Source organism: Avibacterium endocarditidis (genome assembly GCF_965138825.1).
Classification (GTDB): domain Bacteria; phylum Pseudomonadota; class Gammaproteobacteria; order Enterobacterales; family Pasteurellaceae; genus Avibacterium; species Avibacterium endocarditidis.
Genome location: NZ_CBCSDH010000004.1, coordinates 127345 through 151685, shown reverse-complemented (window position 1 = coordinate 151685; position 24341 = coordinate 127345). Strand labels below are relative to the sequence as shown.

The following is a 24341-nucleotide window of genomic DNA, read 5'->3' as shown; positions in this document are numbered from 1 at the left end:
CCTAANTCCATGCCGAACTTAGAAGTGAAACGCTGTAACGCCGATGGTAGTGTGGGGAATCCCCATGTGAGAGTAGGACACCGCCAGGTATTGAATGAGAGAANAACGCCATTGAGGGAACTCGATGGCGTTTTTTATTTGTTTTATTTTATATCTCCTATTTTGGGTTTTATTTTGAGGGGGCTTTTTTCGCTTAATTTAATCTTGTCTATCTTAATTTATCTTCTCTTTCGTTTTCTTGTTGGTTGAATAATAATGTCAGTGAATTTTACCATTTATGCTGTAAGCAAGAGTAAAATAAATAAGGCAGAAAACATATAAAAACTTAGCAAAATTACACCGCATTTTGGTTTTATGCTTTTTAAGAGAGCCTTAGTAAGCGATAAATAAGAACGAAGCATTTTCACTCTTATTTATATTTTGGCATTATTGTAAGTGCGGTGTTTTTCTAATTATTTATTCGCCAAAATCACCGCTCTTTTTGGTGCTGGATAGCCTTCAATGGTTTTGCTGTGATCGTTTGGATCAAGGAAATCAATCAAGCTTTCATTTTCTAGCCATTCGGTTTTACGTTGTTCTTCAAGGCTGGTTACCGCCACATCTACACAGCGCACATTGTGGAATCCGCTTTTTTCTAGCCATAAAATCAAGGCCTTGACTGAAGGGATAAAATACACGTTTTTCATTTTTGCGTAGCGATCTTGTGGCACAAGCACCGTGTTTTCATCACCATCAATAACTAAGGTTTCAATCACTAATTCACCGCCAGCTCTTAGCTGATTTTTCAATTGTGCAAAATGTTCAAAAGGCGATTTGCGATGATACAGCACGCCCATTGAAAAGACGGTATCAAACACACCTAAAGGCTGCATTTGCTCAATGCCCAGGGGGACTAAATTGGCACGGCGGTCATTATTTAGTAATTTACGCACCGCTTCAAATTGGCATAAAAATAATTCAGTAGGATCGATGCCCACTACCATTTTTGCGCCTTCACCCACCATTCGCCACATATGATAACCACTGCCACAGCCCACATCTAAAATCACGCGATCGTTGAGTGGGGCAAGGTGAGGCAGCACGCGATCCCATTTGAAATCAGAACGCCATTCGCAATCAATATGAATGCCATAAAGATGATAAGGCCCTTTGCGCCAAGGCATTAATTGCTTGAGATGATAAATAATGCGCTGACGCTCGCCTGCGCTGAGTTCAAAATCGCCCTCAGATTGCACCGCACTTTTTAAATTAATCTGATTGGCGTGCAAATCAGGCAGAAAATCTACAATTTTTGCCCATTTGGCGTAATCGCCGTGAGTTTGCTTTTCCCACTGTTTAAGTTGAGCGGGTAACGTTTCAAGCCAAGCAGAAAGCGGGCCGGTTGCAATTTGTTGATAAAAAGGACGAAAATCGATCATAATTTATAAACTGAACATTCCAAAAGAAATAGTTAAAATTTGAGAAAGGTCATATTTTACCTGATTTGGTACTGTTATTCTATTTCCCTTTTCGCTAGACTAGCCAGCAGAAAAATAAGCAAATAAGATTAATATGGAAACCGTAGAATTATTAGTTAATGTAACGCCAAGTGAAACCCGCATCGCCCTTGTGGATACGGGGATTTTGAAAGAAGTGCATATCGAACGCCAAGCCAAACGTGGCATTGTTGGCAATATTTATAAAGGGCGAGTAACGCGTGTGTTGCCCGGAATGCAATCAGCTTTTGTGGATATTGGCTTGGAAAAAGCGGCCTTTTTGCACGCTTCTGACATTGTTTCGCATACAGAATGTGTAGATGAGAACGAGAAAAAACAGTTCATCGTCAAAGACATTGCGGAGCTTGTGCGTGAAGGGCAAGATATTGTGGTGCAAGTGGTGAAAGATCCCCTTGGCACGAAAGGCGCAAGGCTGACCACGGATATTACGCTACCTTCTCGCTATCTCGTGTTTATGCCAGAAAATAGCCACGTTGGCGTGTCGCAACGGATTGAAAGCGAAGAAGAACGTGCGCGCTTAAAAGATCTGGTATTACCGTTTTGCGATGAATTAGGCGGATTTATTATTCGTACGGCGGCGGAAGGGGCGCGAGAGGAAGATCTGCTGCAAGATGCCGAATTTTTAAAACGCTTATGGCGCAAGGTAATGGAGCGCCGCGCAAAATATCCAACACGTTCAATGCTTTATGGTGAACTTGCGCTGCCGCAGCGTATTTTGCGTGATTTTATTGGAGTCGATTTAGAAAAAATCCGCATTGATTCCCATCTTTGCTTTGATGAAGTGAAGCAATTCACCGAAGAATTTATCCCAAGTTTGACGGACAAGTTAATGCTACATTCAGGCAAGCAACCCTTGTTTGATGTCTATGGGGTGGAAAATGCCATTCATACCGCATTAGACAAGCGTGTTAATCTCAAATCGGGCGGCTATCTCATCATAGAACAAACGGAAGCAATGACCACCATTGACATTAATACCGGCGCATTCGTGGGGCATCGTAACCTTGAAGAAACCATTTTCAATACTAATATTGAAGCCACCAAAGCCATTGCGCAACAGCTTCAGCTACGCAATCTCGGCGGCATTATCATCATTGATTTTATTGATATGCAAAAAGAAGAGCATCAAACCCGCGTGCTGGAATCTTTACAAGAAGCGCTGGCGAAAGATCGCGTAAAAACCAGTGTGAACGGCTTTACTCAGCTCGGTTTGGTGGAAATGACGCGCAAACGCACCCGCGAAAGTTTAGAACACGTTCTATGTGATGAATGCCCTGAATGTAGCGGACGTGGACGAGTGAAAACCGTAGAAACCATTTGCTACGAAATTATGCGTGAAATTATCCGCGTACATCACCTTTTCGACAGTGAAAAATTTGTGGTGTATGCTTCAAGAGCCGTAGCGGATTATTTGATCAACGAAGAAAGCCACGGACTCGTGGCAGAATTAGAAGTATTCGTTGGCAAACAAATTCAAATAAAAACCGAAGTGTATTACCACCAAGAACAGTTTGACGTGGTAGTAATGTAAAACTTCCTCAAAAAGCACCGCACTTTGTTTGAGAGTAGATTAAGGCAGATCAAAGTGCGGTCTTTTTTTACGAATTTTTTGCGATAAGCCCTGCGGAATCAGCATTCCTTTCTTGCACGACTTGAGAAATTAGCGTAAATTATCAACGTATCATTTGATGATACATTAACTGTTTTGTGAAAGTGAGTAAAGCAATGAATATCAAAGTTGAAATCAAACAGTGGGGAAATAGTAAAGCCGTGCGTTTGCCAAAGGATTTTGCTGCTGCAATGAATTTAAATGCGGGAGATATGTTGGAATTTGCGCAAGTTGATGAACAAACCATTAAAGTTGTTGTGCTACCCAATCCAAGCAAGGTAAAGAAAAAAAGATTAAGCCTTGCGGAACGTATCGCAATGACATCGCATAAAACGTTGCCTGCTTGCGATGAATGGGATTCCATTGAACCTGTGGGAGGCGAAGTTTAATATGGTAAAATCGCCCTTTGATCGTGGTGATATTATCTCGGTGTGTTTAAATCCGACGGTTGGAAAAGAAATTCAAGGAGAACGCAGACCTGCGTTAGTGCTGAGTAGTCGTGCTTTTCATCAATTGGGTTTTATGAAAATTGCGCCGATTACACAAGGTAACGCTGAAATGGCAAGAGAAAATGGCTTTGCTGTTACCTTAAGCGGTACAGGCTGTAAAACGCAAGGTATTATTCTAGCTTATCAAACAAGAACCATTGATTTTAGAAATCGAGATGCGAAGAAATTAGAATCTGCACCAGATTATATTGTGTCAGAAGTGCAAGATATTGTTGAATCCATACTCAGAGATTAATATTATGGTTTAAGCTGTTAGCTTGACTAACAGCTTTTTTATTTTTAATGATGATTAAAACGAGAAAACAATGCTAAATAAAGTAACCCAATCCCTACTTGCGCCGAGTCAGTTGGCAACGCAAGATTTAATGAATGTGTTTAACCTAATGGATCACCGCAATATTGATTATGCGGACTTATATTTCCAGCTTAGCCAAGATGAAAGTTGGGTGTTAGAAGACGGTATTATTAAAGAGGGCGGTTTTCATATTGATCGCGGTGTGGGCGTGCGTGCGGTGAGTGGTGAGAAAACTGGTTTTGCTTATGCGGATCAAATTAACTTGGCGAGTCTGCAGCAATGTGCCAATGCAGTGAAAGGCATTGCGCAGCCTACGCAACAAAGTTTTATTTTGCCACAGCCGTTCACACCAGTTTCTGCGGTGCAACGCTATGCGGCGATTAATCCACTGGAAAGCCTCAGTAAAGAAAAGAAAATTGAATTATTGCATCTGGTGGATCGCACTGCGCGTTCGGCTGATCCGCGTGTTACCAAAGTTTCTGCTAGTTTAAGTGCAATTTATGAAGAAGTGTTGATTGCCGCCACTGATGGCACATTAGCCGCGGATATTCGCCCTTTAGTGCGTTTGTCTATTTCTGTTTTGGTGGAAGAAGATGGCAAGCGTGAGCGTGGTGGCGCAGGTTGCGGCGGACGCTTTGGATTAGATTGGTTCTTTGAGATAGACAACGGCGAAATGCGCGCAGTGGCGTTTGCCAAAGAAGCGGTGCGACAAGCTTTGGTGAATCTTAATGCGATCCCAGCACCTGCTGGATTAATGCCTGTTGTGCTTGGTGCGGGCTGGCCGGGCGTGCTATTGCACGAAGCGGTCGGACACGGCTTAGAAGGGGATTTCAATCGTAAAGAAAGTTCCTTATTTACGGGCAAAGTGGGCGAGCTGGTAACTTCACCGCTTTGCACCATTGTTGATGACGGCACATTGCCAAATCGCCGAGGCTCGCTCACCATTGATGACGAAGGCGTGCCAAGCCAATGTAACGTATTGATTAAAGACGGTATTTTGCAAGGCTATATGCAAGATAAAATGAATGCGCGCTTGATGGGGGGGGCACCTACGGGCAATGGTCGCCGTGAAAGTTATGCTCATCTGCCAATGCCAAGAATGACCAATACTTATATGCTTGAAGGAAAAAGTAAATTTGACGATTTGATTGCTTCCGTAGATCGTGGCATTTTTGCACCGCACTTTGGTGGCGGCCAAGTGGACATTACTTCAGGCAAATTCGTGTTCTCAACCTCTGAAGCCTATTTAATCGAAAATGGCAAAATCACCAAACCAGTCAAAGGTGCAACCCTTATCGGCAGCGGCATTGAAGTGATGCAAAATATCTCAATGGTGGCCGACAGCGTAGAAATCGACCACGGCATCGGCGTATGCGGCAAAGAAGGTCAAAGCGTACCCGTTGGGGTCGGCCAACCTGCATTAAAAATTGAAGAAATTACGGTGGGTGGGACGAGTTAGTTTACTTTTGTAAAAAACCTAGCGCTATCGCTAGGTTTTTTTATGAATTATTTATTAACGTTAAACGCCTCTAAAGCTCTTAATGAATAAGTATAGGCAGCGCCAGCGTTGAGGGCAATTGCCGTAGCTAATGCTGCGGCAACTTCTTCTTCCGTTGCGCCTGCTTTGACAGCTTCATCTGCGTGTACTGCAATGCAGCTTTCGCAGCGTGTGGTCACGGCAACGGCAAGGGCAATGAGCTCACGGGTTTTGGCATCGAGTGCGGAGGCTTCTATTGCACTTGATAATGCGCCATATGCCTGTAGCATTTTCGGGTATTTTTTGCCAAGTTCACTGAACGATTGTTTAACGTGGGCCTTTTCTTGTTTCCAGTCTTTAAACATTGTTTACTCCTATTTAATCAAATCATAGCTATTTAATTTGTGTTATTATGAGATGATTTGTTAGAGTTATCTTGCAAAATCATCTCAAGTTTTGGTTAAAAAAGTCTAACAAAATACGTTATGATGCTGGTTTAGCACAAGGAGAAAGCATTGGATATTTTGGATCATTTAATTGAACTGGCTCAAATTGAAGGGGAAATTCACACCCATTGTTTGTTTCAGGGGGATTGGCAGTCGCTACAACCAAGTGCGGGGCAAAATATGGGCGTTTTTCATATTATTGTGCGCGGTGAGTGTGAAGTTATTGTCAATAAAGAAAAAATTTTGCTGAAAGCGGGAGATATTTTCTTTTTACCTGAGGGGGAGTTGCACTATATTCAAAGCCGAAAATTTGCGGAAAATACACAAACCTTAATTGATAAGCGTGAAAATGGACTATTTCAAGTGGCGAGCAATAGTGTAGAAAAAAGTGATTTTGAAATGTTCTGTGGGGCGTTTTATTACGATAAGCAGTCTATTTTATTCAAAATTCTGCCGCATATTTTGCATTTTTCGATGTATCAAACGCCGATTGAGCAACTTGTCGCATTATTCCGTATTGAAGCTGAAGGGAAAGCGCAATTTGCAGGCAGATCTATTATTAATGCCCTTTCATCTGTGCTATTTTCCTACATTTTACGGCATTATATTGAAAAGCACGAAAGCAAAATGGGGCTGCTCGCGGTGCTACAGGACAAGCGTTTAGCGGTAGCAGTGCGAGCAATTTTGCAAAATCCAGAGAAAAATTGGAATATGGAAACCTTGGCAGAAATAGCGAATATGTCGCGCGCCAATTTTATTCGAGTTTTCCAAAAGAAAATGGATACGACACCAGGGAAATTTCTTTCCCAAGTTCGTATGCAGCAGGCATCAATGCTATTAAAAACAACGCAGAAAAACATTCTTACCATTGCTTTGGATATTGGCTACCAGTCAGAGGCTTATTTTAGCCGCGTCTTTAAGCAATATTACGGCATTTCGCCAAATCAATATCGTAAACAAGGAGAAACAGATGGCTGATCCACATATTCAATCACCGATGGATTGGTGTGATTATTTTACCGTCATCATTTATCGTTTAGGTTTTGTCTTAGCGGCAATAATGACAGCGCTTTTGCCTTATTATCCAGAGGTGACTTATTTAGGATTACTCAGTGCGGCGTTATGTTGTGCTTCATCATTACATATTTATTTGAAAAATATCCGTTTTCTACTGCAATTTGCCACTTGGGCGGCATTGTTATGCCATTTATATGGAATGCCGCAACTGGCTATGGGCGGCGCTTTGCTGACACTTGGCGGTTTGGCATTTAAAGAATATTTTTGTTTTCGTATTTGGGGATTAAATTGGCAACCTGTTTTTCTTGCTTTATTGTGGTTTGCAAAAGTGCTGAATTATTCCTTACTGCTCAATGGATTATCCGTTATTTCTGGATTACTTTTTGCCGTGCTTGCGATCCAAAAATGGCGAATGCCGTTACATTTTGATATTGGCGATAAGGGTAAATATCAAATTTAATTGCCTGCAAAATCAATGCAGGGAAAAATTTTATTTACAAAGAGATTATTGTCTTGACTGATTTCGCATTATAGAATTCAGCAGTTTCATTCCTGCTTTTATCAACGTAGGACTTTATTGATATTTTTTAAGAATAGGATAAACCCGTGATTTCACCTGAAAGCCAAGTGCTAGAACGCCATCTTTCTTTATTTGAAAATCGAAATGTATTATTTGCTGGGGCATTGAATGATGATTTTCCACAGCAATTACGCAACAAAGCGCAATCAGTTCATTGCTGGACGTGGTATTTTGATTATGCCGAAAACAAAAGTGCGGTGGATTTTTCCGTAGATTTTGTGCCAAAGGCTGATTTAATCGTTTATTATTGGACGAAAAATAAACAAGAAAATCAGTTGCAATTAATGCAGCTTTTATCACAATGCGAGCCTGAGCAAGAAGTGTTGATTATTGGTGAAAATCGCAGTGGAGTACGTTCAGCGGAAAAAACGCTTTCCCCTTTCGGCGAAATTGGCAAAATTGATAGCGCAAGACGTTGTGGGCTTTATCATTTTTGTTTGAAAAATCCACCGCACTTTGATTTAGCCAAATATTGGAAATCTTATCAGCACGCGCAACTTGGTGATTTGACGATTTTCAGCTTGCCGGGAGTATTCAGCGCAGCGGAATTAGATGTGGGAACGGCATTATTGCTTTCAACATTAGAGCGTCCGATCAAAGGTCGTGTGCTAGATATGGGCTGCGGTGCAGGTGTGATTGGAAGCTATATTAAACAGCATAATCCAAGTGTGAATCTTGTGATGACGGATATTCACGCTTTAGCTATTGCTTCAGCAGAGCGTACTTTGATAGAAAATCAACTTGAAGCAGATGTGTTAGCAAGCAATGTGTTTTCACAAATAGAAGGCAAGTTTGACTTGATTATTTCTAACCCGCCTTTTCACGATGGCGTGGATACTGCATTTCGCGCAGTGTCTGAGCTTATTCAGCAAGCTAAATGGCATTTAAATGAAGGGGGCGAGTTACGCATTGTTGCTAATGCTTTCTTACCTTATGCAGATTTGTTGGATCAGCATTTTGGCTCGCATCAAGTTTTGGCCAAAACCAATAAATTTAAAGTGTACTCAGTGCATTATTAAGATAAATAAAGTGCGGTGGTTTTTTGCTAAATTTTCCACCGCACTTTTTTAATCGGCTGTTGTAAGCCATTGCAACGAAATGCACTATTCTTTTTTCAGTAAGAACACGCCATAGTCAGCAAAATGCACATAGGCTTGTTTGATAGCAGGATCAAAACTATCAGGCTGGCAGTTGATGAGTAGCGGTTTACCGCCCCATTGCGCCACAATTTCCCAGTGATTACCCATATACACCGCACTTTGAATTTCACAGCGTTGAGTAGCATCGCCTTGCGCTGAAAGGCGTACCGCTTCAGGGCGAATGCCGACTAAACATTCTCCGTCTGGCAAACCGAAGGATTGTACATTTGGCAAGGTGAACGCGTATTGATTAACCGTTATCGTGCCGTTTTCAAGTTTGCCGTCAAAGATGCTACTTTCCCCCATAAAATTTGCCAAAAACAACGAGTTAGGGTGTTGATAAAGCTCTTTCGCAGAAGCCTTTTGCATAATTTTGCCTTTGTGCATTACGATCACTTCATCAGACACGGCGAAGGCTTCGCTTTGATCGTGGGTTACATAAAGGGAAGTGATGCCAAGGCGTTGTTGCAGCTCGCGGATTTTTTCACGCATACTGCGGCGTAAATTAGCGTCAAGGTTGCTCAGCGGTTCGTCAAACAATAGCACTTTAGGCTTTAGCACCAGCGCACGTGCTAAGGCGACACGTTGTTGCTGGCCACCTGAGATTTGATCCACATAGCGATCTTCAAAGCCCGCCAAATCCACCAATTCCAAGGCTTCTTTAACCCGTTGTTTGCGCTCTGCCGATCCCACGCCCTGCATACGCAAACCGTAGCCTACATTATCCCCAATGGACATATGTGGAAACAGCGCATAAGACTGAAACACGATACAAATATCACGATTTTGAATGGAAGATTTAGTGACATCTTCTCCGTCAATAAAAATTTGCCCAGAAGTAGGGCTTTCTAGCCCAGCCACAAGGCGTAGCACGGTGGTTTTTCCGCAACCAGAAGGCCCGAGCAGGGTAACCATTGAGCCTTGTTTAATAGAAAGATTGAGATCATCGATCACCACCGCTTTACCGAAGGATTTAGTCACATTTTTTAACACTAAAAAATCATTATTCTTCATTTTTACAACCTATTAATTCATTTTTTTCGCTTTAGAACGAGCAATTCGCGTGTCGCCCACCAACCAGTCAAATAGCAAAATAATTGCCATCATTACCACGATTAAAATTGAGCCATAAGCAATGGCAACGCCGTATTCGCCGTCTTCTACGCGGTTTAGAATATAAGAAGTGGCAACCCTTGTATCTGCGGTAACTAAGAAGACAATGGCGCTGACCGTAGTCATTGCGCGTACAAAACTGGTTACCAACGCGGAAAGCAATGCTGGCTTAAGCAGTGGGAAGACAATATACCAAATGGTTTTTAACGAGCTGCCTTTGAGTGAAAGCGAGGCTTCATCAAGGGATTTATCAAGCTGCCCTAAACCTGCCACGGCAGCGCGCATACCCACAGGCATATTACGCATTACCATTGAAAGCACGATGATGATACTTGTCCCTGTGATATAAATTGGCGCATTGTTAAAAGCAAGAATATAGGAAACCCCCGCTACCGTTCCTGGTACGGCAAAGCAAAGCAAGGTTAAAAATTCAAGGGTTTTCTTGCCTTTAAAATCACGGCGCACGGTGATGTAGGCAATCAATAAGCCAAAAATCGCTGTAATCGGAGCAGCGGTGGCGGCAAAAATTACCGTATGAATCAGCGATGGCCAAGCGCCGTCACTAAAGCCTTGTCCGAATAAGGTGAGATAATGCTTAAAGGTAAAAGTGTAATCCACGCCCCAGTTCATTGTAAAGCTGCCGTAGAAAATACTGCCGTATAGTACCGCATTAAACAGCACCCAGAAACCAAGGGTAAAAATAATGAAAAATTTCATCGCACTTGGCAAATCTTGCACATCACCGCGATAGGATTTGCCTGAAACGGTGACGTAAGAGCGATTGCCGATCCATAAATATTGGATCACAAAAATCGCCAAAGAGAAGATCAGCAAAATACTGCCTAAGGTGCTGGCCGAAGCATAATCTAACTGTGATCCTGCAATGTAGAAATAAATTTGCGAAGAAATCACATCAAAGCTGCCGCCTAGCACAAGTGGGGTACTAAAATCTGCTAAAGATTGGATTGCCACCACTAAAAAGGCATTGGCAAGCGCTGGTTTGAGCAAGGGGAAAATAATATTGAAAAAGGCTTGATAGCGGTTTGAACGCAGCGTATATGCCGCTTCTTCAATAGATGGATGAATGGATTTTAACGCCCCTTCTAAAATCATAAAAGCCATTGGCGTTAGCGCAAGCGTGTGGGCGATGATAATCCCAGTAAAACCATATAACCAGTTGCTGCTAAAGCCAAAATATTCCACTAAAAATTCCGTAACATAACCTGAACGCCCAAGCATTAAGGTTACCCCTAACCCCACCACAAAAGGCGGAGTTACAATCGGCAAAATGGAGAAAATCTTTCCGATCACGGCGGTGCGTTTAGCAATGCGAGTGGTGTAAAGAGCAAAAATCAAACCAAATAATGTAGCTAAAATGCCCACCGTAATTGCTACACTAAGGGAATTACCGATTATCCGAATGATGTAAGGTTTTTCGACAATGCTGATTACTTGGCTTGGCACAAATTCGCCGTTGTCATAAAACATCGAGATAAAAATCGCCAAGGTGGGATACACAATAAAAAAGAAAATCAGCAAGACAATGCTAATCAGCGAGGTGATGATGAATTTATCCCCTTGCATCACTTTCATCTTTGCCAAGCCTTGAGTGGCAAGGGCAATCAGGCTCAACATTAGGACAAAAATGGAATAGCCGAGATTGAATTTTTCTATTGTGGCAGAAATAAACACAAATAGGAAAATCGCCAACACCGCCAGAAATTCTGCCAGACTTTGCTGCCGTTTCCCTTTGAAAACAGCAGACAAAATTGGCACAAAAGCTAATGCAGCAAACCAAAACCAACTTAAATTAAAGCTCGCCCAGCCCATTGCTTCATAAATTTCATCAGGCGTGGATTCTGCCAAACCATAATACAACGCCATAGAAGGCAAACAGATAAAGCCCAACAATGCGAGCAAAATCCAAAATAGGCTGCTATTAAACATCTGTGACAGCTTTTTCATAACATCTCCGTGAAACAGCGATTATTTCGCCAATTTTACTTCATTCACCCATCTGTCAATAAGATGGCGGCGTGTTTCGTTTGAACCAAATTTATCAAAATTATAATCGATCAAATTCAAATCAGCAGGTTTGAGTGCGTAAGGTGAAGGCTCGGCATTAATGTTTGTGGCAACGTGATGAGATTGTGCTTCTTTCCACGACAATTCTTGCGCCTCTTTTGACATTACCCAATCAGCAAATAATTGTGCATTTTTTAAGTTACGCGCATTTTTAATAACGCTTACGCCACCAAGCTCATAACCTGTGCCTTCGCAAGGTACGACAAGTTCAATGGGCGCACCTTGTTGTTTTTCAAAAGAATAATTTTGTAAAAAACCGATACCAATCGCAGTTTCTCCCCTTGCTGTGTTGCGTGATGGGGCTGTTCCTGCTTTTGGATATTGTGAAATATTTTGATGGATTTGTTTTAGGTAATCAAAGGCTTTACCTTCTCCCCAAAGTTGCGTGAAAGTGGCAATGGCGGTGTAAGCTGTGCCAGAACTTTGTGGATCAGCAATTTGTACTTCATTTTTTAAGCGAGGATCTAACAGATCTTTCCAGCATTTTGGTATTTCTGTAATACCTAGTTTCTTCAAACGTTCTGTATTAACGCCAAAACCTAAAACACCCATATAAATAATAGAACTTTTTCCATTGCCAAGTTTTTGGAATTGGGTCATTACTTCATTGCGTTTCGGGAAATCATAAGACGCAATTAAGCCTAACTCACCTGCTTGGAGGTGGGTATCAAAAGGGCCGCCAACCCAAACATCTGCTTGAGGATTATTTTTCTCAGCTTCCATTTTGGCAAGGGTACTGCCAGAGCTATTACGAATAAAGGAAGTTTTTACATTGTATTTTTTCGCAAATCCTTGCACTGCCTTTTCGCATACAATATTCTGCGCACTACAATAAACCACCAATCGCCCTCCAGCGAAAGCCATATTAGAAAGACTTAATCCTGCTAATAATAGACTAGCTAAAATTAGATTGGACGTTACTTTTTTCATTACCCACCTCACTATGACAAAACTATTTACTGCGCCAATTTAACTTCATTAACCCATTTGTTAATCAAGCGTTTGCGTTCGTCTGATGCACCGTATTTCTCAAAATCATAATTGATGAGATTAAGCTTGGTTGGATCAAACGCGGTTGGTGATTGTTCGGCGGTGGTGTTGGTCAGTGTTTGGAAAGCGCGGCCTTTTTTCCACGCTAATTCTTGGCCTTCTTTTGATAATGCCCAATCCACGAATAATTTGGCGTTATCTAAGTTACGCGCGCCTTTTAAGATGCTCACACCACCAAGTTCATAACCTGTGCCTTCGCAAGGCACGACTAATTCAATTGGCGCGCCCTGTTGTTTTTCAAGGGCGTAATCGTGTAGGAAGCCAATCCCTACTGTGGTTTCACCTCTGGCTGTGTTGCGTGAAGGGGTGATACCCGATTTAGTATATTGAGAAATGTTCGGGTGAAGTTGTTTGAAGAAATCAAAGGTTTGATCTTCGCCCCATAATTGCACAAAGGTAGCAATGGCGGTGTATGCAGTGCCTGAACTTTGTGGATCGGCCACTTGAATTTCCCCTTTTAAGCGTGGATCGGTTAAGTCTTTCCAGCATTTTGGCACCTCTGTGATGCCTAGTTTTTTCAAGCGTTCAATGTTTACTCCAAAGCCTAAAATCCCCATATAAATGGCGGACGTGTAGTTGCCTTTGACTTTAGCAGGATCTTGGAATCTTGGCATAATTTGATCGACATTTGGCGAGCGGTAGGCTTCTAATAAACCCAGTTCGCCGGCTTGAGATTGTGGATCGAGCGTGCCGCCATACCACACGTCAGCTTGTGGATTTTTCTTTTCCGCTTCAATTTTCGCAAAGGTACTGCCTGAACCATTACGGATAAAAGACGTTTTCACATCATATTTTTTGCCGAAAGCTTGGGTTTCAGCTTCACACATTTCATTTGTGGCGCTGCAATATACCACCAAGCGTCCTTTGGCTTGCGCTTGCATACTGAAGATTAAGGCGGAAGTGGCAAGTGCGGTGGAAATTGCGAGAGAAATTGCTTTACATTTCATTGTGGTACTCCTTATGGTTTGGCGGAAAATCGCCTAGATCATTGATTAATCTAAATTAAATGAGCCTAATCCTATCCGAATGGAGTAAAAAATGCTGTGAACCACTTCACAAAATGAGAGATTTCTTTCGTTTTATTTCGTCAAAAGGGTGAAATTCTTAGAGGCTGTAGATAGCTCAAATGCAAAATGAATTATCAACAGCCCTATAAAAAAGCGAAATTTTTCTTTATAATTCTAAAATCACTGTAACTCCTCTATTTGAGCCATATTATGTCAGACCAAGATTGCATTATTATCGCTATCGCAGGGGCTTCCGCCTCAGGAAAAAGCCTTATTGCCTCCACCATTCATAAAGAACTTCGTGATGAGCTAAGTTGCGAAGACATTGGCATTATTTCTGAAGATAGCTACTACAAAGATCAAACCCACCTTGCTTTTGAAGAGCGCATTAAAACCAATTACGACCACCCAAATTCAATGGATCGCGATTTGTTGTTACAACATTTGCGTGCCTTAAAAGCAGGGCAAGCGGTGGATATTCCCGTTTATAGCTATGTGGAACACACGCGCACGGGGGAAACCACTCATTTCAAGCCGAAAAAAGTGATTATTTTAGAAGGCATTTTGTTGCTCACGGACGAACGCATTCGCCAAGAAGCGAGTATTTCTGTATTTGTGGATACGCCGTTAGATATTTGTTTTATCCGCCGTTTAAAACGTGATATGGAAGAGCGTGGGCGTTCTTTGCAATCGGTAGTGGATCAATATCGTGCTACTGTGCGTCCTATGTTCTTACAATTTATCGAGCCGTCTAAACAATATGCCGATATTGTTGTTCCACGCGGTGGAAAAAACCGTATTGCAATCAATATGTTAAAAGCACAAATTAGACACCTGCTGAAAAGCAAATAGGGGGCAAAATGAGATTGTGTGATACCGACATTGAACGTTATTTAGATGAGGGCATTATCAGCTTAACGCCGCGCCCAGATAACGACAAAATCAATGGCGCGACCGTTGATGTGCGTTTGGGCAATTCTTTCCGTGTGTTTCGTGAACATACCGCGCCTTACATTGATTTAAGCGGCAAAAAAGAAGAAGTTTCCGCTCAACTTGAGGCGGTGATGAGCGATGAAATTCTCATTGATGATGGTGAAGCCTTTTTTCTCCACCCTGGTGAACTGGCGCTTGCCACCACCTTTGAAGCGGTATCCTTGCCTGCCAATATTATCGGTTGGCTTGATGGGCGCTCTTCCCTTGCCCGCCTAGGATTAATGGTACACGTTACCGCACACCGTATTGATCCGGGTTGGAATGGGCGTATTGTGCTGGAATTTTACAATTCAGGTAAGCTGCCTTTGGCATTGCGTCCGAAAATGGTGATTGGTGCCTTGAGTTTTGAAGTGCTAAGTGGCGAGGCGGCGCGTCCTTATAATCGCCGTCAAGATGCCAAATATAAAGATCAGCAAAATGCGGTAGCCAGCCGTATTGATAAGGATAAATAAACAATGAAAAAGAAAGCGCTATGGCTAATCGCACTGTTGTGCGTGGGGCTGTGCTTTCTTTTTTGGCAGAAATCCCGTTTAACAGCCCAGCTTTCTGAACGCCTTGCACAGCAGCATATCCAAGTGGCACAAGTGGAAAGCCGGCTTTTTCCCACTCAACTATCCTTACATAATGTTAAGTTTCAACAAAAAGCGCGGTGGTTTTTCTTTGAAAAAATCGTGCTTGAACTCAATCCTACCGCGTTGCTTAGCGGTGATCTTAAGCTGAATGAAATTCAACTACATAACGGCAATATTGCTAACTCCCAATGGCAAGGGCTAAATGTTAGCCTAAAACCCACCGCACTTTCTTGGCAGGGCATTGCGCATTTACTCAATGCCTTACCACAAAACGCTCCGCTGAATTTGCAGAAACCGGTGCAAATGGCGTTTAGCGCGCAGGCAACACGAGCCGCAAGCCATATCCAGTTACAAGGCAATGTGCAGCTTTCTCATAATGGCCTAGCATTTGAACAAGTTGCAGGGCAATGGCAGTTTGAACGCCCCCTTTATGGTGATGTGGATACAATGGCGTTACAGTTAAAACAAGGGCATTTACACAGTGAAATGCAAGGCGAAACGAACCGCTATCAGCTTGATTTCACAGATTTGAGCATTAACCAAGTTCCCTTTTCACAAGGCAAAATTCTGCTTGAATTTCAACCGCACTTTATCAATGGCAAACTTACCTTAGCACCGCAAGGAAATGTGGATTTCCAATTTTATCAACAACCCGATCGCGCGCAGTTTTCCGCACAAAATATTGCCATAGAACAATGGCTTGCTTTGTTTAAGTTGCCAATGTTAGCCACGGGGCAGGCGCAATTAAAAGGGGAAGTGGCATTGATTGATCAACAAATTGAACAAGGGCAGGCCAGCTTACAAATCATCAATGGCAAGGTGAAAAACGTGAATTTGTTAGCCATTGTGGCACAACGTTTGCCGATTAATTATGATTCAGCGCGTTTGCAAAATATGGATTCGCCCTTTGAACGCCTTACCGCTCAGCTAATTTGGGATCAGCAAGAAATGCAATGGCAGAATTTGCAATTACGCGATCCTTATTTTCAGCTCACGGGCGAAGGTACGGTGGATCAAGTGAGCCAACAATGTGATTTTCTCGTTAATCTCAATTTGCGTGAGAAAAAATATCAAAACTTCCGCTTGCCGTTGCATTTCTTCGGTGATTGCCATTCGCCGCAATATAAAATTGAGTCCACCCAAGGCTTAAAAAAACAGCTCAAAGATTTATTCAAACAACGCCTTTCTCGTTGAGCAAAATCTAAACTTCTGTGCTAGAATAGCCAACTTTTTTTGCTAACCCTAATTTAAAATGTTATCTCCCAAAATTGTTCGCCGTGTGAAATTATGGCGTGTTATTTGTATGGCGTTTTCCGCCTTTATTTTCAACACAACTGAATTTATCCCTGTGGCGTTGCTTTCCGATATTGCCGAAAGTTTCCAAATGCCGGTCAGCCAAACAGGGCTGATGATCACCATTTATGCGTGGATTGTTTCTTTGCTCTCCTTGCCCTTTATGCTGCTCACCGCCAAGCTAGAGCGGCGTAGTTTGCTGATTAAGCTTTTTATTCTCTTTATTGTGAGTCATATTTTGTCTTGCGTGGCGTGGAATTTCCAAGTTCTTCTGATTTCTCGTATTGGCATTGCCATTTCTCATTCTGTATTTTGGGCGATCACTGCTTCGCTCACCGTTCGCCTCGCGCCAAAAGATAAAAAAGCACAAGCGCTCGGCTTGTTAGCAATGGGCAGCGCCTTGGCAATGGTGTTAGGCTTGCCGTTAGGGCGTATTATCGGGCAATGGCTTGGCTGGCGCACCACCTTTGGCGTGATTGGTGTGGTGGCGTTTATCGTACTGATTTTTCTGTATAAATTATTACCGCACTTAGTGAGCAAAAACGCCGGCACATTAAAAAGTGTTCCGCTATTATTCAAACGTCCGTTGTTGGTGGGGTTATTTGTTCTCACCGCCATTGTTATTTCTGCCCATTTCACCGCATACAGTTATGTTGAACCTTTTATGATTCAAGAAGTGAGCATCGCACCAACGGAAACCACCTTGATTTTATTGCTATTTGGCTGCGCAGGAATGATCGCCAGTATGCTATTTAGCCGTTTTCACCGCTTTGGGCCAGCAAAATTTCTACTGATTGCAATGAGCAGTCTAGCTCTTTCGCTCTTTGCTTTAGTGCTATTAAAAGGCCATTCCGCCTTTACTTATCCGTTGGTGCTATTGTGGGGCATTGGCATTGCAGGCATTGGTTTGAGCTTGCAAATTCGCATTTTACAACTCGCACCAGATGCCACGGATGTAGCAATGGCGATTTTCTCAGGCATTTATAATATCGGCATTGGCGGCGGCGCATTGCTCGGCAATCAAGTAATGCAACATTTGGGGTTGTCTTATATTGGAATGGTGGGCGGTATTTTTGTCTTGGTTAGCATTATGCTGTTTTTGGCGATTCATCTACGCTATCGGCATTTACCGCTACAAGCCGTGCAATAATGAAGTGCGGTGGAAAAATAGAAAGTTTTTGTGTGGGTAATAAAAAAGGCGATATTAAATCGCCTTTATTTTTATTTTTTAGATTTCTTAATAAATTTCATCAAACGTTTACGCTTACGCAGCTGATTTGGCGTGAGTTTATTGCGTTTGCCCGAGAATGGATTGCTGCCTTCTTGGAACATCAAACGAATTGGCGAGCCAATAATTTTCAGGCTGCGGCGATAATAGTTTGATAAATAACGTTTATAGCTATCTGGCAAGCGGTTAATTTGGTTGCCGTGTACCACAATAATTGGCGGATTATAGCCACCAGGGTGAGCGTATTTCAATTTAATACGGCGACCGCTAACCATTGGCGGTTGATGTTCGTCCGTTGCCATTTGTAGAATGCGGGTGAGGATTGAAGTCGTCATTTTTTGCGTAGCACAAGCATAGGCTTCTTTAATGGAAGCAAACAGATTGCCCACACCACTGCCGTGCAAGGCAGAAATAAAATGGACACGGGCAAAATCAATGAAGTCTAAGCGGCGATCTAATTCTGATTTCACACGATCTTTCACTTCTTGATCTAAGCCGTCCCACTTGTTTACCACAATCACTAAAGAACGCCCCGCATTGAGAATAAAGCCGAGCAAGGAAAGATCTTGATCGGAAATGCCTTCACGCGCATCAATGGTGAGTAGCACCACATTGGCTTCTTGAATGGCTTGTAAGGTTTTGATCACAGAGAATTTTTCCACCGTTAAATGCACTTTTCCCCGTTTACGTACGCCCGCGGTGTCGATAATGGTATAATGCTGACCATCACGTTCCATTGGAATGGCAATGCTATCACGCGTTGTACCAGGGAGATCGTAAACCACCACGCGTTCTTCACCCAAAATGCGGTTAGTGAGGGTAGATTTGCCAACATTTGGTCGCCCTACAATGGCGATTTTGATATTTTGCTCTTGCTCACTTTCTTCTTCCGCAAGAGCTTCGTCTAAAAGTCTAGTGTCTTCTTCATTGTTGAAATCAAATTCGTGATCCCATTCATCTTCTTGATTTTCTTCGTTATTTTGCACCGCACTTTGGTTTTGCTCAGCCTCTTTTTCGGCATTTTGTTCAGCAAGTGGCGCAAGCACTTGTTCCATTAAGGCATTCACGCCACGGCCTTGTGAGGCGGCGATTTGTACCACTTCGCCTAAACCAAGCTGATAAAATTCCGCACAATGGGAATCCGCATCAATACCGTCTGTTTTATTGGCAACCAATACGGTGGCTTTGTTTTGGCGTTGGCGTAAATATTGGGCGATGCCAATATCAGCGGAAGTCAGCCCTGCGCGTGCGTCCACCAGAAATAACACAATGTCTGCTTCTTCAATGGCAAGCAAGGATTGCTCTGCCATTTTTTCTTCTACGCCTTCTTCTGTGCCGTCAATACCGCCAGTGTCAATTACGATAAAATCATAGCCAGCAATATTGGCTTGGCCATATTTGCGATCGCGGGTTAAACCGGGGAAATCGGCAACAAGGGCATCACGGGTGCGCGTTAGGCGATTAAATAAGGTGGATTTTCCCACATTTGGGCGACCCACAAGGGCAACTACGGGAGTTGTCATAAAAACCTCTATATTCGTTAGGGCAAATTTTCTTTCACAGCAAAAGCAAAGTGCGGTGAAAAAATAATAAGTTTTTTGCAAAATTGGCTAATTATAGCGGATTTTGCCCTTAATGAGAAATGACTTCTCAGACTGGCTAAAGGCTAACCATAAGGAAGTATTTTTAGCGAAATGTTAAAATTTTTTGTGATCGTTGTCATAATTTCTTAACAAATGTTTTACTAAAACGATTAAATCAGCATAGAATGGCACTCTCATTTAAGTCATAACATTAATTATTGATGGAGTAGTTTGTATGGCTCTTTTTCTTAGTATTTTTCCTATTGTTTTATTAATTTATTTAATGGTAAAACGTAATGCGTTGCCATCTTATGTTGCATTGCCGTGGATTGCGGTAGTGGTCTTAATTATTCAATTTATTTTCTTTGGCACAGATATTGCTATCGTGAGTGCCAATGTAACAGCTGCATTGGTGGCGGTTCAAACACCAATTACGGTAATTTTCGGTGCGATTTTATTTAACCGTTTTTCTGAAATCTCAGGTGCAACGAATACCTTGCGTAAGTGGTTAGGTAATATTAATCCAAACCCTGTTGCACAAATTATGATTATCGGTTGGGCATTTGCCTTTATGATTGAAGGGGCGAGTGGCTTCGGGACGCCAGCAGCGATCGCTGCGCCGATCTTAGTGGGCTTAGGCTTCCCGCCACTAAAAGTGGCAATGCTTGCCTTAATTATGAACTCTGTACCGGTTTCCTTTGGAGCAGTAGGGACGCCAACTTGGTTTGGTTTCGGCCCATTAAATTTAACGGATAACCAAATTCTTGAAATTGGTTCAATGTCAGCGCTTATTCACTCTTTTGCCGCATTAATTATTCCATTAATGGCGTTACGTTTAATCGTAGGTTGGAGTGAAATTCGTAAAAACCTTGTGTTTATTTATATCAGCATTTTCGCTTGTGTTGTGCCTTATTTCTTATTGGCCCAAGTGAACTATGAGTTCCCATCATTAGTGGGTGGTGCAATTGGTTTATTGGTGTCTGTGTTTGTAGCAAATAAAGGCATTGGTTTAGCCAAAGTAGAAAATAACCTTGATGATAACGCAGTAAGCACAGGGCAAGTAGTGAAAGCCTTATTACCAACAGGTTTATTAATTGCGATTTTAATTGTAACACGTTTACAACAATTGCCATTCAAAGCAATGATGAACGATGCGACAACTTGGTTTAGCGTACAATTAGGCTCATTAGGTTTATTTGAAATTAGCCACGGTTTAATTTTCAGCTTAAAACAAATTTTTGGTACATCGGTGAATGCAAGCTATAAATTGCTTTATGTGCCAGCATTAATTCCATTTGTGGTAACCGTGTTAATCTCAATCCCATTATTCGCATTATCGGCAAGCAAAACCAAAGATATTTTTATGGGCAGCTTAAGACAAACTCGCAACCCATTCTTAGCCCTTGTTGGAGCATTAATTATGGTGAACTTAATGCTTGTGGGCGGCGATAATTCAATGGTGAAAATTATCGGTAGAAGTTTTGCGGAAGCCACAGGAGAATATTGGACATTATTTGCGTCTTACTTAGGTGCGGTGGGTGCGTTCTTCTCAGGTTCAAACACCGTTTCTAATTTAACCTTTGGTAGTGTTCAGCTGTCCACTGCGGAAATTACTGGTCTTTCTGCGACCCTTGTTCTTGCCCTGCAATCTGTTGGTGGTGCAATGGGGAATATGGTATGTATCAACAACATCGTTGCGGTAAGCTCGGTATTAAATATTGATAAACAAGAAGGCACAATCATTAAGAAAACCATCGTTCCAATGATCGTTTATGGTATTATTGCCGCACTTGTTGCACTCTTTATTATTCCACTTTTCTTTAACGTTTAGTGTGAATTATTACAAATCAGGCAGAGGTAACTTTGCCTGATTTCTCATTTCTATTTGATTATGTTGGAGTAATTTATGAACGTAAATTTTTACGTTACTTGTATCGCTGATGTGGTAAAAGCCGGCGTTGCAAAAAACACCGTATTATTACTAGAAAAGCTCGGCTGTAATATTGTATTCCTTGAAAAACAAGGTTGCTGCGGTCAGCCTTCGCTGAACAGTGGTTATACCAAACAAGCCTTAGCTGGAATGAAAAACTTGGTGGAAACCTTTGAAGTCAATGATTATCCGATCGTTGCCCCTGCGGGTTCTTGTGTTTACGCGATTAAAACCTATCCTGAATATTTTAACCGTTTTGATGAGCCAGAATGGGCAGAGCGCGCGCAGAAAGTGGCTGATCGTTTTTATGATTTAACGGATTTTATCGTCAATAAATTAGGCGTAACCAATGTGGGCGCGACTTTAACAGGAAAAGCGGTATATCACCCATCTTGTAGCTTAAGCCGCAAATTAGGCATTGTGAACGAGCCTTTAGCCTTATTACAAAATGTGAAAGGGCTAGAATTATTGCCAATTCACAACCAAAGCACTTGTTGCGGTTTTGGTGGAACATTCTCGGTGAAAATGGCGGAAATTTCTGGTGAAATGGTAACGGAAAAAGTGGAACATATCACAGAGGTTCACCCTGATTATTTAATCGGGGCTGATGTAAGCTGTCTGCTCAATATTGGTGGACGTTTAAGTCGTGAAGGCAAAAATGTGAAAGTGATGCACATTGCCGAAGTATTAATGCAGGAGGGAAAATAAGATGTCATTAAAAACCAGCAATCTTGCATTTAAAAAACGCGTGGATAATGAAATTCACAATGACATTATGCGCAAAGCCATTGTAATGGCGCAAGAACGCATCGGCACAAATCGCCAAAAAATGGTGGACGAACTTGGTCATTGGGAAGAATGGCGTGATGAAGCAAAACATATTCGTAACCACGTTTTAGCTAATCTTGATGCTTACTTATATCAATTAAGCGAAAAAGTGACGGAAAATGGCGGAAAAGTGTATTTTGCTGAAACCGCAGAAGATGCCACCAATTATATTCGCCAAGTTGCTCTTGAGAAAAATGCCAAGAAAATCGTGAAATCCAAATCAATGGTAACCGAAGAAATTGGTATGAACGAAGTGCTGGAAGCCGAAGGTATCAAGGTGATTGAAACGGATTTAGGGGAATATATCCTACAAATTGCCGGGGATCGCCCTTCTCATATCGTGGTGCCAGCCATTCACAAAGATCGCCATCAAATTCGTAAAGATTTACACGAAAAATTAGGCTATGACGGCCCAGAAACGCCAGAAGCAATGACCTTGTTCATTCGTGAAAAAATTCGTCAAGATTTCTTAGAAGCTGACATCGGCGTGAGTGGGTGTAACTTTGCCGTGCCTGAAACAGGTAGCCTTTGCTTGGTTACCAACGAGGGAAACTTACGTCTTGCCACCACTGTGCCAAAAACGCACATTGCAGTAATGGGAATGGAGCGTATTGCGCCAACCTTTGAAGAAGTAGATGTGCTCATCACAATGCTTGCTAGAAGTGCCGTAGGGGCAAAATTAACTGGTTATAACACTTGGCTCACTGGCCCACGCCTTGCGGGTGAAACGGACGGCCCTGAAGAATTCCATTTGGTTATCGTGGATAACGGGCGCTCTAAAATTCTCGAAAGCGAATTTAAAGAGGTATTGCGTTGTATCCGCTGTGGCGCGTGTTTAAATACTTGTCCAGCCTATCGCCAAATTGGTGGACACGGTTATGGCTCAATTTATCCCGGCCCAATTGGATCGGTAATTTCGCCATTATTAGGTGGGTATGAAGATTTCAAAGAGTTGCCATATGCCTGCTCATTATGTACAGCCTGTAACTCAGTTTGTCCAGTGAAAATTCCATTGGCACAGCTCATCTTAAAACACCGTGAGCATATTGCCCAAAGTGGTATGACACCAACCGCAGAGCGTTTATCTATCTTTGGTTTCAACTTTGCTAACTCTCACCCAACCTTATGGAAAGTGGGCGTGAATGTGGGCGCAAAAGTGGCAAGCAAATTCATCAAAAATGGTAAAGCACCGCTTGAATTTGGCGCATTGGCCGAATGGACAAAAGCGCGCGATCTGCCAAGTGCTGATGGCGAAAGTTTCCGTGAATGGTTTAACAAAAGAGAGGCAAAATAATGGACGCACAAAATAGAGAAAACTTCCTAAACAAACTTGCGGAACGAATGGGGCGTCCACGCCAGCTTGTGCCAGAGCCAATGCCTGCGCCGCTAAATGATTACGCTACAACGCGTTTAACCGATCTTGATCCGCAAGCCTTATGCCAAACTTTTATCGAATCGGCAAAAGCGATGATGGTTGATGTGATCGAAACCAACGAAGAGGACGCCAAAAGTGCGGTGCTTTCTGCCTGCGAAAAATATGGTGGTGGACATATTATCGTAACCGGTGATGAGCGTTTAGAACAATTGGGTATTACCCAAGATGTGCAAGCCCATTACGAAACAGATATTTGGTTGCCACAAAATGGTGAAGAAAATCTCAAACACGCAGAACGAGCTAATATCGGCATTAACTATGCAGAATATGGCTTGGCTGAATCAGGCGGTGTCGTGCTATTTTCAGGCAAAGACAAAGGCCGTTCGGTGAGCTTATTGCCAGAAAAATCCATTGTTGTGGTGCGTAAAAGCCTTGTTTTACCGCGAGTGGCACAGCTTGCCAAAATTCTGCACGACAAAGCCGTGTTAGGGGAAAGAATGCCATCTTGCGTAAACATCATCTCAGGCCCAAGTTCTACTGCGGATATTGAGCTAGTTAAAGTGGTTGGTGTACACGGCCCGACAACCAAGGTGTATGTGGTGATTGACGATCTTGCTTAATCGCGAGTGAACGATGATAACAAGCCGAATGGATTTCCATTCGGCTTTTTTGTTTAACCTGAGTTTGAGGTTTCGTAAAGGTTGCTTTAGAAAAAA

22 protein-coding genes and 1 rRNA gene are annotated in these 24341 nt (G+C 42.4%); 16 read left to right on the top strand and 7 right to left on the bottom strand.

All coding sequences use genetic code 11. The features are described 5' to 3' along the window. Positions 1-89 (top strand): 5S ribosomal RNA (gene rrf / locus ACNAV8_RS11645); the annotation flags it as partial. Positions 90-452: 363 nt separating this feature from the next. On the opposite strand, the gene cmoB is transcribed toward rrf, so the two are convergent. After that, on the bottom strand, positions 453-1418 hold the full coding sequence (gene cmoB, locus ACNAV8_RS03730) for a tRNA 5-methoxyuridine(34)/uridine 5-oxyacetic acid(34) synthase CmoB (RefSeq protein ID WP_415777230.1): 966 nt from the start codon (positions 1416-1418) through the stop codon (positions 453-455). Positions 1419-1551: 133 nt separating this feature from the next. Between cmoB and rng the strand changes: the two genes are divergently transcribed. The 4 genes from rng to tldD all read left to right on the top strand — a co-directional run bounded on the left by rng (position 1552) and on the right by tldD (position 5368). Next, a complete protein-coding gene (gene rng, locus ACNAV8_RS03725; RefSeq protein ID WP_115249249.1) occupies positions 1552-3027 on the top strand; it encodes a ribonuclease G in 1476 nt (491 codons plus the stop codon). Between the two features lie 194 nt (positions 3028-3221). Beyond that, entirely contained in the window at positions 3222-3494 is a 273-nt protein-coding gene (locus ACNAV8_RS03720; RefSeq protein WP_103855606.1) for an AbrB/MazE/SpoVT family DNA-binding domain-containing protein, read from the top strand. Between the two features lies 1 nt (position 3495). After that, on the top strand, positions 3496-3849 hold the full coding sequence (locus ACNAV8_RS03715) for a type II toxin-antitoxin system PemK/MazF family toxin (RefSeq protein ID WP_103855607.1): 354 nt from the start codon (positions 3496-3498) through the stop codon (positions 3847-3849). Positions 3850-3919: 70 nt separating this feature from the next. After that, complete coding sequence (tldD, locus tag ACNAV8_RS03710) at positions 3920-5368, top strand: metalloprotease TldD (RefSeq protein ID WP_103855608.1); 1449 nt, start codon at positions 3920-3922, stop codon at positions 5366-5368. Positions 5369-5415: 47 nt separating this feature from the next. On the opposite strand, the gene ACNAV8_RS03705 is transcribed toward tldD, so the two are convergent. After that, positions 5416-5751: a carboxymuconolactone decarboxylase family protein gene (locus tag ACNAV8_RS03705; RefSeq protein WP_103855609.1), complete on the bottom strand. Its 336-nt coding sequence runs from the start codon at positions 5749-5751 to the stop codon at positions 5416-5418. Between the two features lie 150 nt (positions 5752-5901). On the opposite strand from ACNAV8_RS03705, the gene ACNAV8_RS03700 reads away from it, so the two are divergent. From ACNAV8_RS03700 to rsmC, 3 genes are all read left to right on the top strand, one after another. Beyond that, positions 5902-6810, top strand: a complete 909-nt coding sequence (locus ACNAV8_RS03700) for a helix-turn-helix domain-containing protein (protein ID WP_103855610.1) — start codon at positions 5902-5904, stop codon at positions 6808-6810. Next, entirely contained in the window at positions 6803-7309 is a 507-nt protein-coding gene (locus ACNAV8_RS03695; RefSeq protein WP_103855611.1) for a DUF2301 domain-containing membrane protein, read from the top strand. Before ACNAV8_RS03700 ends, ACNAV8_RS03695 begins: the two co-directional genes overlap by 8 nt. A gap of 146 nt (positions 7310-7455) precedes the next feature. Continuing rightward, a complete protein-coding gene (rsmC, locus tag ACNAV8_RS03690; RefSeq protein WP_415777229.1) occupies positions 7456-8448 on the top strand; it encodes a 16S rRNA (guanine(1207)-N(2))-methyltransferase RsmC in 993 nt (330 codons plus the stop codon). Positions 8449-8532: 84 nt separating this feature from the next. Here the strand turns inward: rsmC and fbpC are convergent, their stop codons facing one another. From fbpC to ACNAV8_RS03670, 4 genes are read right to left on the bottom strand one after another with little or no spacing between them, the layout of a single operon-like run. Next, positions 8533-9582 carry a ferric ABC transporter ATP-binding protein gene (fbpC, locus tag ACNAV8_RS03685; RefSeq protein ID WP_103855612.1) on the bottom strand — a complete coding sequence of 350 codons (1050 nt, stop codon included), beginning with the start codon at positions 9580-9582 and terminating at the stop codon, positions 8533-8535. 12 nt (positions 9583-9594) lie between these two features. Then, a complete protein-coding gene (locus tag ACNAV8_RS03680; protein WP_415777228.1) occupies positions 9595-11646 on the bottom strand; it encodes an ABC transporter permease in 2052 nt (683 codons plus the stop codon). 21 nt (positions 11647-11667) lie between these two features. Beyond that, positions 11668-12696: an ABC transporter substrate-binding protein gene (locus tag ACNAV8_RS03675; RefSeq protein ID WP_415777227.1), complete on the bottom strand. Its 1029-nt coding sequence runs from the start codon at positions 12694-12696 to the stop codon at positions 11668-11670. A gap of 26 nt (positions 12697-12722) precedes the next feature. Further along, a complete protein-coding gene (locus ACNAV8_RS03670; protein ID WP_103855958.1) occupies positions 12723-13763 on the bottom strand; it encodes an ABC transporter substrate-binding protein in 1041 nt (346 codons plus the stop codon). Positions 13764-14033: 270 nt separating this feature from the next. On the opposite strand from ACNAV8_RS03670, the gene udk reads away from it, so the two are divergent. Genes udk through ACNAV8_RS03650 form a run of 4 tightly spaced genes read left to right on the top strand, consistent with a single transcriptional unit; the run spans position 14034 to position 17831 of the window. Then, positions 14034-14675 (top strand): uridine kinase, encoded by a 642-nt coding sequence (gene udk / locus ACNAV8_RS03665; protein ID WP_103853449.1) that lies wholly within the window; start codon positions 14034-14036, stop codon positions 14673-14675. A gap of 8 nt (positions 14676-14683) precedes the next feature. Next, the gene (gene dcd / locus ACNAV8_RS03660) at positions 14684-15268 is read left to right on the top strand and encodes a dCTP deaminase (protein ID WP_103853448.1); all 585 of its coding nucleotides are present in this window, start codon (positions 14684-14686) and stop codon (positions 15266-15268) included. 3 nt (positions 15269-15271) lie between these two features. Beyond that, positions 15272-16582 (top strand): hypothetical protein, encoded by a 1311-nt coding sequence (locus ACNAV8_RS03655; protein ID WP_103855957.1) that lies wholly within the window; start codon positions 15272-15274, stop codon positions 16580-16582. Positions 16583-16640: 58 nt separating this feature from the next. Further along, positions 16641-17831, top strand: a complete 1191-nt coding sequence (locus ACNAV8_RS03650) for a sugar transporter (protein ID WP_415777226.1) — start codon at positions 16641-16643, stop codon at positions 17829-17831. A 71-nt stretch (positions 17832-17902) separates the two neighbouring features. Here ACNAV8_RS03650 and der read toward each other — a convergent pair whose 3' ends face one another. Beyond that, a complete protein-coding gene (gene der, locus ACNAV8_RS03645; RefSeq protein WP_415777225.1) occupies positions 17903-19432 on the bottom strand; it encodes a ribosome biogenesis GTPase Der in 1530 nt (509 codons plus the stop codon). 295 nt (positions 19433-19727) lie between these two features. On the opposite strand from der, the gene ACNAV8_RS03640 reads away from it, so the two are divergent. The 4 genes from ACNAV8_RS03640 to ACNAV8_RS03625 all read left to right on the top strand — a co-directional run bounded on the left by ACNAV8_RS03640 (position 19728) and on the right by ACNAV8_RS03625 (position 24245). Further along, the gene (locus ACNAV8_RS03640) at positions 19728-21323 is read left to right on the top strand and encodes a lactate permease LctP family transporter (protein ID WP_103854979.1); all 1596 of its coding nucleotides are present in this window, start codon (positions 19728-19730) and stop codon (positions 21321-21323) included. Between the two features lie 75 nt (positions 21324-21398). Continuing rightward, complete coding sequence (locus tag ACNAV8_RS03635; RefSeq protein ID WP_103854980.1) at positions 21399-22130, top strand: (Fe-S)-binding protein; 732 nt, start codon at positions 21399-21401, stop codon at positions 22128-22130. 1 nt (position 22131) lies between these two features. Further along, positions 22132-23544 (top strand): LutB/LldF family L-lactate oxidation iron-sulfur protein, encoded by a 1413-nt coding sequence (locus ACNAV8_RS03630; RefSeq protein WP_103853442.1) that lies wholly within the window; start codon positions 22132-22134, stop codon positions 23542-23544. Continuing rightward, on the top strand, positions 23544-24245 hold the full coding sequence (locus tag ACNAV8_RS03625) for a LutC/YkgG family protein (RefSeq protein WP_103854981.1): 702 nt from the start codon (positions 23544-23546) through the stop codon (positions 24243-24245). The genes ACNAV8_RS03630 and ACNAV8_RS03625 overlap by 1 nt, the downstream gene beginning before the upstream one ends. Positions 24246-24341 lie beyond the last annotated feature (96 nt).